General features: G+C 59.5%; 13 protein-coding genes. 7 read left to right on the top strand and 6 right to left on the bottom strand.

The annotated features are described in order from the left end of the window. On the bottom strand, positions 1–894 hold the full coding sequence (locus GGD46_RS04830) for a carbohydrate ABC transporter permease (protein ID WP_184702345.1): 894 nt from the start codon (positions 892–894) through the stop codon (positions 1–3). Between the two features lie 186 nt (positions 895–1080). Further along, positions 1081–2364 (bottom strand): sugar ABC transporter substrate-binding protein, encoded by a 1284-nt coding sequence (locus GGD46_RS04825; RefSeq protein WP_409527664.1) that lies wholly within the window; start codon positions 2362–2364, stop codon positions 1081–1083. Between the two features lie 213 nt (positions 2365–2577). On the opposite strand from GGD46_RS04825, the gene GGD46_RS04820 reads away from it, so the two are divergent. From GGD46_RS04820 to GGD46_RS04805, 4 genes are all read left to right on the top strand, one after another. Continuing rightward, complete coding sequence (locus GGD46_RS04820) at positions 2578–3369, top strand: IclR family transcriptional regulator (RefSeq protein WP_184702341.1); 792 nt, start codon at positions 2578–2580, stop codon at positions 3367–3369. Between the two features lie 65 nt (positions 3370–3434). After that, a complete protein-coding gene (locus GGD46_RS04815) occupies positions 3435–4271 on the top strand; it encodes an amidohydrolase family protein (protein WP_184702339.1) in 837 nt (278 codons plus the stop codon). A 31-nt stretch (positions 4272–4302) separates the two neighbouring features. Next, on the top strand, positions 4303–4848 hold the full coding sequence (locus GGD46_RS04810; RefSeq protein ID WP_184702337.1) for a MaoC family dehydratase: 546 nt from the start codon (positions 4303–4305) through the stop codon (positions 4846–4848). Between the two features lies 1 nt (position 4849). Continuing rightward, positions 4850–6007 (top strand): CaiB/BaiF CoA transferase family protein, encoded by a 1158-nt coding sequence (locus tag GGD46_RS04805; RefSeq protein WP_184702335.1) that lies wholly within the window; start codon positions 4850–4852, stop codon positions 6005–6007. 100 nt (positions 6008–6107) lie between these two features. Here the strand turns inward: GGD46_RS04805 and tal are convergent, their stop codons facing one another. Then, positions 6108–7073 carry a transaldolase gene (gene tal, locus GGD46_RS04800; RefSeq protein WP_184702333.1) on the bottom strand — a complete coding sequence of 322 codons (966 nt, stop codon included), beginning with the start codon at positions 7071–7073 and terminating at the stop codon, positions 6108–6110. Positions 7074–7577: 504 nt separating this feature from the next. Here tal and GGD46_RS04795 point away from each other — a divergent pair. After that, complete coding sequence (locus GGD46_RS04795) at positions 7578–8567, top strand: sugar-binding transcriptional regulator (RefSeq protein WP_184702331.1); 990 nt, start codon at positions 7578–7580, stop codon at positions 8565–8567. 50 nt (positions 8568–8617) lie between these two features. On the opposite strand, the gene GGD46_RS04790 is transcribed toward GGD46_RS04795, so the two are convergent. Then, positions 8618–9490 (bottom strand): bifunctional helix-turn-helix domain-containing protein/methylated-DNA--[protein]-cysteine S-methyltransferase, encoded by an 873-nt coding sequence (locus tag GGD46_RS04790; RefSeq protein WP_184702329.1) that lies wholly within the window; start codon positions 9488–9490, stop codon positions 8618–8620. A 111-nt stretch (positions 9491–9601) separates the two neighbouring features. Next, a complete protein-coding gene (locus tag GGD46_RS04785; RefSeq protein ID WP_184703213.1) occupies positions 9602–10105 on the bottom strand; it encodes a DUF2244 domain-containing protein in 504 nt (167 codons plus the stop codon). Between the two features lie 22 nt (positions 10106–10127). On the opposite strand from GGD46_RS04785, the gene nth reads away from it, so the two are divergent. After that, complete coding sequence (gene nth / locus GGD46_RS04780; protein ID WP_184702328.1) at positions 10128–10907, top strand: endonuclease III; 780 nt, start codon at positions 10128–10130, stop codon at positions 10905–10907. Here nth and GGD46_RS04775 read toward each other — a convergent pair. After that, positions 10904–11626: a sulfate transporter family protein gene (locus tag GGD46_RS04775; RefSeq protein ID WP_184702326.1), complete on the bottom strand. Its 723-nt coding sequence runs from the start codon at positions 11624–11626 to the stop codon at positions 10904–10906. The genes nth and GGD46_RS04775 overlap by 4 nt on opposite strands. A gap of 254 nt (positions 11627–11880) precedes the next feature. Between GGD46_RS04775 and GGD46_RS04770 the strand changes: the two genes are divergently transcribed. Beyond that, positions 11881–12732: a MurR/RpiR family transcriptional regulator gene (locus GGD46_RS04770; RefSeq protein WP_246806229.1), complete on the top strand. Its 852-nt coding sequence runs from the start codon at positions 11881–11883 to the stop codon at positions 12730–12732. Positions 12733–12737 lie beyond the last annotated feature (5 nt).

Raw genomic sequence — 12737 nt, 5'->3', positions numbered from 1 at the left:
TTACCACTCCGCTCCGATCTGGGTGCGGGCAAGCGCCAGCTTGCGGAAGAAATAGACGGTGAAGGCGATGGACAAGAAGATCGAGACATAGGCCATGGCATTGGCGAGCCCCATCTGCGCGTCCGCGTAAGCGGTGCGTCCGACCAGCGTCCAGATCAGCTCCGTGCGCCGCGCCGGCCCGCCATCCGTCATGATCTTGACGATGTCATAGGCACGGGCGACGTCGAGCGAACGGATGGTCATAGCGATGAAGGCGAAGGGCATCAGGAACGGCCAGGTGACGTAGCGGAAGGTCTGCCAGCTGGTGCAGCCATCGACCTTGGCCGCCTCGACCGGCTCCTGCGGCATGGCGAGCAAGCCGGCAAGGATGAGGATCGCGAAGACCGATGTGGACGACCAGACTTCGGCAATGACGATGGAGAGCAGTGCCAGATTGCCGTCGATGAGCCATGGTATGGCATCATGGGTAATGCTTAGCGACTGCAGCGCATTGTTGATGATGCCGACATTGTCGTTGAACATGAATTTGAACTGGAAGCCGACGAGAACAGGCGAAAACATCATCGGGAACATCATCAGCGTGCGCAGCGCGCGCTTGCCGTGGGTCGCCTTGTTGACCAGGAGAGCCAATCCGAGACCGAGCAGCATTTCCAGATTGAGCGCGATCGTCAAAAGCACCACGGTGCGCACGAAAGCAGCCAGAAACACCGGGTCCGTCAGGATGCGGATGTAGTTGCGCAGGCCGATGAAGGTGAAGAGCGTTGCCGGCCGCGTCAGGCGAAATGGCGTGAAGCTGGAATAGAATGAGAGAAGTAGCGGAAACAGTACCACCGCGACAAGGACGATAATCGCCGGAAGAAGAAGCAGGACCGGTGGAGATATTCTTTTGAGCATGGTTTGCACCTGTCGGCATTCCTCGGCAGCGTGGCCCGGACTGCGTGGAATGGATTGCTGGGGACGAGACCCGGCGCGAAACCGGCGGCACGGAGCAGTCCCTTGCGGCACCGACCAAAAGCCATTCTCAAAGTTAGATTGCGGAAGTCCCGCACTCTCCGGAGCGCGGGACTTCGATTGCATCGCTTAAAGTGCGCCGGCGTCCTTCAGGACATCGGTCGCTTTCTGGGCAGCAGCATCGAGCGCCTGCTTGGAGGTCTTGTCGCCGAGGATGGCGGCCTGAAGCTCAGGATAGACGACGTTGGAGATCTCGATCCATTGCGGCGTGCGCGGGACCGGGAAAGCGTATTTCATCGATTCCTGGAAGGTGCTCAGCACTTCCTTCTTGTAAGGGTCGGAAGCAGCCTGCTGGATGTCCCAGTCCCAAACCGCCTTGCGGGTCGGCAGTGTGCCGTTGGCAGCTTCGAGCTTCTGCGAGTCGTCGTTGGTCAGGAACCAGACGAGCGAAGCGGCCGCATCCTTGTGGGCGCAGGCTTCGGTGACCGAGAAGCCATGATGACCGGACCAGCCGGTGTGTTTGCCGGAGGAGCCGACGGGCTGCACGACGACGCCGACATTGCCGGCGATCTTCGAGGACTTCGCATCGTTGAAGTAAGTTGCCCAGCCCGGCCAATCGAGATCGAGCGCGATGGAGCCTGAAGCAAAGCCGGCGCCGAGGTCGTCCCACAGATAATTGGTCGTGCCGGCCGGAACGGCCTTGGCCTTGTACATGTTGACGAACCAGTCGAGCGCACGAACGCCAGCTTCGGAATTGAAGGCGGGCTTGCCGTCCTTGTCGAGATAGTCGCCACCTTCGGCCACCAGCATTTCAAAGAAGCGGCCGTTGATCGCCTCTTCCTTGCCCGGGAATTGCGTGCCGAAGAAGTTCGGCGGGTTCGAGAAGAAGATCGACTGGTCGGACACTTCCTTCCAGGTCTTCGGCGGCGCCAGATCGTAGCCATATTTCGCCTTGAAGGCCGTCTTTTTGGCTTCGTCGTTATAGAGGCTCTTCTGGTAATAGAGCGCCGAAACGTCGAACTGGGCGCGCGGCAGCATGATCAGGCGGCCGTCGATGGTCGAAGCCTGAATGGTGGAATCGACGAACTCGCCGATCTCTTCCTTGGGCAGAAGCTTGGCGAGATCGGTGTAGAGATCGGGATACTGAGGCGCGAAGGACGAGTGGTTTGAGCCGACGCACCAGGAGATACTGCCCGATGCCATGTCGGACTTGATTTCCTTGTCGAGCTCGAAGTGGTTCTTCTTGGACAGAATGTTGACCTTGGCGCCCGTTGTCTTCTCCCACTCGGCAATGCGCGCATAAAGCGGCTCATACTGCTGGCCGCCGATGAGCTTGGCATCGATCGTCACGCCCGAGAACTTGCCGGGCAGATCGGCAGCGAAGACCGAAGTGCCCGCAAGCAATGCCATCATGCCGGCAGCGAGACCGGCCCTCCAATTCCTCATCGAAATTCCTCCCAATAAGATCGGACCTCTTGTCCAATCGCCCTCTCGACCCAAATATGGATCAATGATTTATAAGTAAACATCTTATTCATTGACCGTCAAGCCGAGATCGCGCCCTTGAAAAGGTCGTTCATTCATATATGAATGATGAATCAGTTTCTTCGCATGGGGGACTTGCTGATGAGTGTAGAAGACGACAGTGATCGCTATCGCGCGCCGGCCCTGGACAAGGGGCTGGACATATTGGAACTGCTGGCGACGATCGACGGTGGTCTCACGCAGGCGGAAATCGCCAAGGCGCTCAATAAGAGCCCTAACGAATTCTATCGCATGCTCGATCGCCTTGTGCGGCGCGGCTATGTGCAGAGGCAGGACGGCGACCGCTTCTATCTGACGCTGAAGCTCTTTGGACTAGCGCATTATCATGCGCCGGTGCGCCGCCTCGTTTCCTTTGCAACACCGCTGATGCGCGAGTTCTCCAACCGCGCCGAGCAGGCCTGTCATCTGGCGATTTACGATCGCGGTTCGGTCGCCGTCATCGCTCAACAGGATTCGCCGACCTATTGGGGCATATCCATACGCGTCGGGGCGCAGATCAATCTCTACAATACCGGTTCCGGCCATATTCTCCTGGCATTCCGCGATGAAAAGCAGCGCCAGATGATGATCAACGAGCAAAGGCGCCAGGAGCAAGACCCGGAAGAGCCGCCTGCCGATCTCGAGGAGAAGCTGCTGGCCATCCGCGACAAGGGCTTCGAGACAATGAACAGCCTTCAGACCAGCGGTGTGTACAATATCTCTGCTCCCGTGCTCGCGATGGACGGCAACGCATTGGCGGCCCTCACCTGCCCCTATATCGAACCTGTGAACCCGAAGGCGCCGACGCGCGAACAGGTGGTCGAATATGTGCGGGAAGCGGCAAAGCAGATCTCCGAAACCGTGGCCGGCACCGTGGACAAGGCTGAGCTGTAATTTTTATTTGAATAAACTATTCTTCTGTGAGTATATGTTGAGCAAGCAGGTATGGGAGGAACGCCATGCTTTTCGACAGCCATTTGCACATCGTCGACCGGAAACGCCTCGCCTACCCCTGGCTGGCTGAAGCAGGTGCGCTCAACCGCGACAGCCTCTACGAAGACTATGCGCGCGAAGCCAAGCGGCTTGGAATCACCGACACGATTCACATGGAAGTCGATGTCGCCGAAGACAATATCGAGCGGGAGACGGATTACGTCAAAGAGCTGAGCCGCCAGCCCGGCAGCCTCTTGAGGGGCGCGATTGCCGCTTGCCGTCCTGAAAGCGCAAGCTTTCCAGCCTACCTGGAACGCGTGCTCGCAGACCCGTTCGTCAAGGGCTTTCGCCGGGTGCTGCATGTGGTGCCTGATGACGTCTCCGAGGGCGCACTTTTTCGCGAAAATCTGAATCGGCTCAGCAATACGCGGCTCACCTTCGATCTCTGCGTTCTGCCGCATCAGATAGCCAAGGCGATTGCGCTGATCGACCTCAATCCCGATGTCCGCTTCATTCTTGATCATTGCGGCGTCCCGGCGGTGAAGGATGGGCTTAGCGAAAGCTGGTCGTCCGGCATCAAGGAAGTTGCGAAACGACCGAATGTCATCGTGAAGATCTCAGGCGTCGTTGCCTATGCCGATCCGGACAACTGGTCGCCGGAAACGCTGCGTCCCTTCGTCGAACATTGCATCGCGAGCTTCGGCTGGGATCGCGTCATCTGGGGCAGCGATTGGCCAGTCTGCACGCTCGGCGGCAATCTCTCCACCTGGGTCGCCGCCACTCATGCCCTGATGCAAGGCGTAAGCGCTGACGAACGCAACGGGCTCTATCACCTCAATGCCAAGCGCCTCTGGTCTCTCTGAGGCCAGAGGCTTTCCACCGAAAGTGAATGCCATGACCGCCACCGTCGGCGTATCCAGCACCCATCCGAAAACTATGCCGGCCGATCACGCCGAGATCCCCGTCTGGAATTCGGAAAACTGGTTCTATGAGGATTTCGAGGTCGGCCACAAGATCCGCTCGCTGCGCCGCACCATCTCCGAGGGCGAATCCCAACAGTTCAACGCGCTGGTGCTCGACATGCACCCTTACGTCAGCGATCAGATCTTCGCCGAGACCGAAGGCCTGTTCGGCAAGCGGCTCGTCGCCGGCGCCTTCGTCTTTTCCGCTGGCCTGGGACTTGTCGCCACCAACTGCGTCAATGCCTTTTCCTATGGCTACGACAAGCTGCGCTTCATCAAGCCCACCTTCATCGGCGACACGATCTACACCATCCGCACCAATCTCGATAAACAGCCGAAATATGCCGAGCTCGGCCTGATCCGTTCCTCCTATGAAGTCTTCAAGGGCGAAGGCGAACTGGTGCTCTATTGCGAGCATATCCAGACCGTGCGCTACAAGAACGGCCGGCCTGCGGGCGCGCCGCCGCTGAAAGCCTGATATGAACAACAACGACGAAGAAGGCCTGCTCTCCGGCATCATCGTGCTGGATATGAGCCAGTTTCTTGCCGGTCCGATGGCGGCGCTGCGGCTTGGCGATCTCGGCGCGCGCGTCATCAAGATCGAGCGGCCCGACGGTGGCGACCTCTGCCGCCGGCTCTATCTCAGTGACACGGAAATCGGCGGCGACTCCACGCTCTTTCACGCCATCAACCGCGGCAAGGAGAGCTTTGCCATCAACATGAAGGACGAGAGCGATCTGCAGGAATTGCGCGCGCTCATCGCCAAGGCCGACGTCATCATCCAGAACTTCCGCCCCGGCGTCATCGAAAGGCTTGGCCTCGACTACGCCTCCGTGGCCGCAATCAATCCCCGCATCGTCTATGGCAGCATCACCGGCTATGGCCCGGACAATGAATGGCGCCACTTCCCCGGGCAGGATCTACTGGCACAGGCCCGCTCCGGCGTCATGTGGCTGAACGGCGAGGCCGATGACGGCCCCGTGCCCTTCGGCCTTGCCGTCGCAGACATGCTGGCCGGCAATCTCCTCGTTCAAGCCATTCTCGCGGGGCTGGTGCGACGTGGCGTGACCGGGCGCGGCGTGCATGTGGAAACGAGCCTGCTGGAGGCACTGGTCGATTTCCAGTTCGAAGTGCTGACCACGCACCTGAACGATGGCGGCCGCCTGCCGAAGAAATCCGCCGTGCGCAATGCACACGCCTACCTCGCGGCCCCCTATGGCGTCTATCGCTGCGCCGACAGCTGGCTGGCGCTGGCAATGATGCCGCCGGAAAAACTCGCGCCGCTGCTCGATCTGCCGGTGCTCGCCGACTACACGCCTGACGACACCTTTCAGCGCCGCGACGAGATCAAGACCATGATCGCAAGCCGCCTGCAGGAGAAGACGGTTCGGGAGTGGCTCGCCCTCCTGGAGCCTGCCGACATCTGGGCGGCGCAAGTGCTCGATTGGCCGAAACTGCTGCAAAGCGCTGCCTTCCGCCAACTCGATATGCTGCAGACCGTGAGCCGCGATGACGGAACGTCTGTACGAACGACGGCGAGCCCGATCCGGGTCAATGGCATTCGGGCCAAGAACGATCTTGCTGCGCCGAAGATCGGTGGTCATTCGGACGAGATCAGGGCGGAATTTCTTCGGTAGCTCATCGTGCGGCGCGCTCGATGCCGCGACCTGTCAGCGACATAAAAAAGGGCGCCGCATCCCTGCGGCACCCCTCTCAACATCGCAAACTTACATCACCTCAAGCAGCAGCGAGCTGCAGCTCCTTGCTGACCATGGCGCGCAGCGTGCCAAGATCCTTGGCGAAAGCGCGGATGCCTTCGGAGAGCTTCTCGGTTGCCATCGCGTCTTCGTTCATCATCCACCGGAAGGTCTTCTCGTCGACGGCGATCTTTTCGACCGAGCCCTTGTGCTCCGGCGAAAGCTTGCGCTCCAGCTTGCCCTGATCGGCAGCGAGTTCGTCGAGCAGGTTCGGGCTGATGGTCAGACGGTCGCAGCCGGCCAGCGCTTCGATTTCGCCGGTGTTGCGGAAGGAAGCGCCCATGACGATCGTCTTGATGTCGTTGGCCTTGTAGTAGTGGTAGATGTCGCGCACCGAGATAACGCCCGGATCTTCTTCCGCGGTGTAGTCCTTGCCGGTCGACTTCTTGTACCAATCAAGGATGCGGCCGACGAAGGGCGAGATCAGGAAGGCCTTGGCGTCGGCGCAGGCGATTGCCTGAGCCTTGCTGAAGAGCAGCGTCAGATTGCAGTCGATGCCTTCCTTCTGCAGCACTTCGGCGGCGCGGATGCCTTCCCAGGTAGAGGCGAGCTTTATGAGGATACGATCACGCTCGATGCCGCGCTCCTTGTAGGAAGCGATGATGGCGCGGGCCTTGGCAAGCGATGCTTCCGTGTTGAAGGACAGGTCGGCGTCGACTTCGGTTGAGACGCGGCCGGGAACGAGGCCGGAGAGCGCTGCACCGACGGAAATGGCCAGACGGTCGGCAACGGCATGGACGACGGCTTCCGACGTGCCGCCCTGCTTCTTGCCCCAGGCGACGGCTTCCTTGATCGCATCGGCGAACATCGGCGTGCCGAGCGCCTTCAGCACGATGGTCGGGTTGGTGGTGCAATCCACCGGCTTCAGGCGTGCGACAGCCTCGATATCGCCGGTGTCGGCCACGACCGTGGTCATAGCGCGGAGTTGGTCAAGCTTGGAAGTCATAGCAGGTATCCTTGTTGAATGAGGCCCATGGGGAAGCGGAGATTTGGGGCGGCGTGTCTCGTCCGGTCGGCGGACGGCTTGAAGGCATCAGGCAGAATACGCCCTTCCTTCTCCTATGTATCGGTAACGGGGTAAAAAGCGCGAAAGTTCCATTTCCGGTGAACGGCCGAGCGGTGAAGAAACAACCCTCCGGAAACAGGCTTTTCACCGGCACGGGGCGCCCTATGTGAACCCCTGTCCGGCTTGGCATCTGCTCGGAGCAACACTCGCACATTGTCCTCCTCGATTGGACAAGACCGAATTCCTCAGCACCGACTATCAGCAATCTCACAATGAAAAGTCAAGGACATTTGTGCAATTCAATTGACATAAGTTTCATGTCATAGAATATCGGCGACAGAAGAGCCGACCTCGCCTGCTCCCGTCATCTAACATCGCCCCGTTTCATTCTCCGGGGTGATCATGACCCTAAAAGGCGCATGCGACAATCTTGCCGGAGGACCTGTGGCCAAACTGAGACGCGGGACGCACACCGCCTATTCGGAAACCTCGTCGCTGAGGCTTCGCGCCGCGTGGCTCTACTACAATCAGGGCCTGACGCAGAAGGACGTTGCAGAACAGCTCGGCATCAGCCGCACGACGGTCATTCGTCTGCTGGATGAGGCCATGCGCCGCAGCGAGGTGCAGATCTGGATCACGGAGGGCATCGACGACTGCGTCGAACTGGCAATCAAACTCGAACGCACCTATGGGCTCGATGAGGCCATCGTCGTTCCCGAGCCTGCAGGCAGCGACGTCAATGCCCAGGCAAAGAGCGTCGGCCTGGCACTCGGCCAGTTCCTGACGGAAGCCATCCCCGATAACTATACGATCGGCGTCGGCTGGGGCCGGACGATGACAGCCTCGCTGGCGAGCTTCCGTCCGACCCGCCGTGACAATTGCAAGGTGGTTTCGCTGCTCGGCGGCATCGTCGCCGTCCATCAGACCAACCCGATCGATTATACATGGCGCCTGGCAAGCCAGCTCGGCGCGGAATGCTATATGTTCCTGGCACCGCTGCTCGTCGACTCCGTCGAAACCAAGCGCAATCTCATCGAGAAATGCGGCCTTGAGGCTATTTACAGGCTGGCGGAAAATCTGGACCTCGCCATCGTCAGCTGCGGCGACATCGGCCCGCAATCGACCTCATTGTCGGAAGGCTTCATCTCGAAGCGCGAGCTGGAAGAGCTGATCGAAATGGGCTGCGTCTGCGATACCATGTTCAACTTCCTCGACGCCGAGGGCAATTCCGTTGATCACCCGATCAACAAGCGGGTCATGTCTGTCGATCTCGACACGTTGAAAAAGGCAAAGCACATCGTGATCTCCTCCGGCGGCGCACACCGGGCTCAGGCGATCAATGCCACGATCAAGCGCATCGGCTGCAACACGCTGATCACGGATGAAAGCGCCGCCAAGGCGCTGCTGCAGATGGCGATGGCGAAGGCGGCTTGAGGGTGGGCTATCAGAATCCCCGAGTCCGCTGAACTTTCGAATGCAATCCCTCAAGCATCCCCCGATTCCCAACCCAGCATCGCCCGCTTGCGCGTCAGCCCCCAATGATAACCCGTGAGCTGACCGTTCTTGCCGAGCGCACGATGGCACGGCACGACGAAGGAAATCGGGTTGCGGCCGACGGCTGCACCCACCGCCCGCATCGCGGTCGGCTGGCCGATATCCTTGGCGATGTCGGAATAGGTGACGGCCCGACCCATCGGGATCTTCAACAGGCTTTCCCAAACGCGAAGCTGGAAATCCGAGCCGATCAGCACCACGCGCAGCGGCTGGTCGCTCGACCAGTTCGAGCGTTCGAAGATGCGCGCCGCGTAAGGCGCGGTCGCATGCGGATCCTCGATGAACTCGGCATTGGGCCAGCGGCAGGTCATATCGGCGAGACAGGCCTTCTCATTGCCGGAATCGCTAAAGGCCAGGCCGGCAAGACCGCGATCCGTGACCATGATCAGGGCGAGGCCGAAGGGCGAGATGTGAAAGGCATAGCGCATCACAAGGCCGTTGCCCCTCGCCTTCCATTCGCCGGGAGACATCGCCTCGTGCGTCACAAAAAGATCGTGCAACCGGCTCGGACCGGAAAGACCAACCTCGAAGGACGTCTCCAGAAGCGGCATATCCTCCTTGCGCAGAAGCCGCTTGGCGTGATCGAGCGTAACGGCCTGAAGGAAAGCTTTGGGCGACAGTCCGGCCCAGCGCGTGAACGTCTTCTGCAATTGGGTCGGCGACTGGCCGAGCCTTTCGGCAAGCATCTCCAGCGACGGCTGGTCGCGATACTCCTCGGTGATGAGCTCGATGACCTCCCGCACGGTCTCGTAGTCCTGACCTGCCGGGGTGATGTCTTTCTTCAGCTGTGCAATCGCATTCATAATTTTTCTCCTTGGAAAGGAGAAAACCACGGCAAGAGGGCTAAAACCACCCGTTTCTTGCGCAAGCGGTCTCCTTGCGAAAACGCAATGCCGTTGATTTGGGCAAGCCGGTCATATCCGTTGCGTAACGGTCGCCAATGCGCGCTTGAAGGCTTGGGCAAAGCTCTCGCGGTCCTCAGGATTGAGGAATGAACCTACATCGGTATCGTGGCTTCTGTCGCGGACATGCATAGAGACAACCCCGATCTCGGGATGACGGCGAACCAGGAACCGCGTCCAGAACGGATTGAAATCATGTGCCACCATCCGCCCGGTCGGCGAGAATTTGCGGATCGAAACATTGGTGCGCGACACGGTCACTTCTTCCCACACCCGCCCGGAGCGGTAGTTCAGCCAGAAGGCGCCGTAGAGCAACAGGAAGTCTGCGCCAAAGAAGATCCCGATCGGCCAGGCGCCACGCGTGACGAAGAGAACACTGTAGAAGAAGCAGACGGCACCAGCCAAGGCCAGCATGATCCTGAACCCCTTTCGCGGCAGCGAGCGATGGGGAAACAATTCGGCGGCAAAAACCGGCCTGTTGCCGTCTGCTGCCGTATCGGCGTTGCGTTCCGTCATAGGACTTGAGTATAGGTCGTTCATGGCAAATCCCAAGATCAAATCCAGCGCCCAAATCGCGAAAAAGTCAAATGCGACCGCAGGCCGCAAGCCGGCGGCAAAAAGCCTCTATTCCAAGGCAGACCTGGAAGAAATCTTCCGCCGCTTTTCCATCCAGCGGCCGGAACCGAAGGGCGAGCTTGAGCACGTCAATCCCTTCACGCTCGTCGTCGCCGTAGCGCTTTCGGCGCAGGCGACCGACGCCGGTGTCAACAAGGCGACCCGCGCCCTCTTCGCCGTTGCCGATACGCCGCAGAAGATGCTCGATCTAGGCGAGGAGCGCATACGCGAGTACATCAAGACGATCGGCCTCTACCGCAACAAGGCAAAGAATGTCGTGGCGCTTTCGGAAAAGCTGATCACCGATTTCGGCGGCGAGGTGCCGCGGACCCGCGAAGAACTCGTGACCCTGCCGGGTGTCGGCCGCAAAACCGCGAACGTCGTGCTGTCCATGGCTTTCGGTCAGGCGACGATGGCCGTCGATACGCATATATTCCGCATTGCCAACCGGCTACTGCTGGCCCCCGGCAAAACGCCCGACGAAGTCGAGCAGCGGCTGATGAAGATCGTCCCCGATGAATACCTCTACCATGCTCACCACTGGCTGATCCTGCACGGGCGCTACTGCTGCAAGGCGCGCAAGCCGGAATGCGAGCGCTGCGTCATCGCCGACATCTGTCGCTCGCCGGAAAAGACCTGGGACATACCCGCGCCGCTGGTCGAACTGCCGGCGCAGATCGTCGGGGCGAACACCTCAAGCTAGGAGGCTTGGGCCTGCAACCCGCTCTCCCGCCGCGAAATCAGCTTGTGCAGATGCACCATCATCCCGGCGGCAAAGAGTGGCGTCAGCAGATTGAGCAGCGGAATGGCGAGGAAGGCAGCAATCACCAAACCAGCCAGAAAGACCGTAAGGGCGTGTTTGACCCGAAACTCCCGCGCTTCATCCGGCGAGCGGAAGCGCATGGCGGCGAATTCGAAGAATTCCCGGCCGAGCAGATAGCCGTTCACCAGGAAGAAGGCGATCAGATTGACGCCCGGTATGAACAGCAGGAACAGCGCCACGATATTGCCGACGATGACGACGCCGAGAAACTGCAGGGAGCTTTTCATAGCTGCAGCGATCGGCATCGCCGTTCCCGGCGCATCGGAGGGATAGTCGCGCTTTTCCACCACGTCAGCGACATCGTCGAGAAACAGGCCGGCAACCAGCGCCGTGACCGGCGATATCAGCAGCGCCATCGCCAATGCCAATGCAATACCCGCGAAAATGGCGAGGAAGAGCGTAAGCCAGCCCGTCCAGTCTGCCGTGGCCGGCATGAAACTTTGCAGCCAGGGCAAGACGAAGGAATTGAATGCGCCACGCAGGGCGAACCAGACTATGGCGAGCGCCAGCAATGTCAGGCCGAGAACCTTCCAGAAAACACTACGCGTTTCGGGCGCAAAAAGATTTTCAAAAGCAAGGCGGGCAGCAAGGACGATCATGCGGTCGAGCTCTCGTGGCGGATAATCCGACACCTAGGGAGCGATCGCGCCGATATCAATATCCCCAAAAGATATGCGAGTATGCTCAATTAAAAAATTGCGTGATTGTAATAAAGTTCAGCCTAATATATTTTATAAGCCTTGCTGCTAACAACAACCAAAACAACAACGGCGGCCTTATGAGTTTTGTGTACCCGATTGTTCCACCAATTGGTGCACTCGAACATCAGAAGGACCGTCAGGGGGGCGCAAATTTGGAAGACCTTGGCCAGAAACTCAGAGAATATATTAAGGTTGGCACGCCGGCCGAGCGGCGTATTGCAAAGTATTTCTCAGAACATCTGAATGAGCTGCCGTTTGAAACCGCCTCCTCCGTCGCCGACAGGTTGGAGTTGAGCCCCATGACGGTGGGACGCTTCCTGCGCTCCCTCGGCTATCATGGCCTGGACGGCATCAAGGTGCACCTGAAGGAAAATGCACCTCCGGTTGGGTTGCAATTGCCTAATATCCTCGAACGGCTTCAGAAGGACGCCGGCGAGAGCCGCCCTTTGGCGGCACAGATCGTCGAACAGGTCGAGATACTGCAGCATATCTACAATCTCGCCAATCAACCGCAATGGCACGAAGCGGTCTCGACGATCCTGTCTTCCGCCAACGTCTTCATCGCCGCCCATCCCGGCCTTGCAGGGCTCGGGCACCACTTCTGCGACCGGCTGACGCTCGCGCGCGATCACGTCCTCTTCCTCGATGGCGCCAATGGCAGCTATATACAGATGTTTGGCGCACAATCGGAAAACAACCTCACTATCATCATCGATTCACCGCGCTTCGTCGCCTCGCGGTTGCTGGCGCGCACGGCCCGCCGCGCCGGACACAAGGTTCTTCTGGCAACCGGTCAGTTTACGGAATGGGCGCATGAATTCGCCAACATCACGCTGTCTTTGCCACCGCAACGCGCCAACAGCAACGATAGCCTTTCGGGGATGATGGCATTGCTCGAGCTGATCTCATTGGCCGTCACGCAGGCCGCCGGCGAGGCAGCCAGGAACAGGATTCGCCGGATCGAAGAATTGCAGGCGATGTTCGCTCCCGCACCGCTGCGATAGCCGAT

Origin of the sequence: Martinezella lusitana (assembly GCF_014207095.1) — a bacterium.
Classification (GTDB): domain Bacteria; phylum Pseudomonadota; class Alphaproteobacteria; order Rhizobiales; family Rhizobiaceae; genus Rhizobium; species Rhizobium lusitanum_B.
This window is presented reverse-complemented; position numbering and strand designations above follow the sequence as displayed.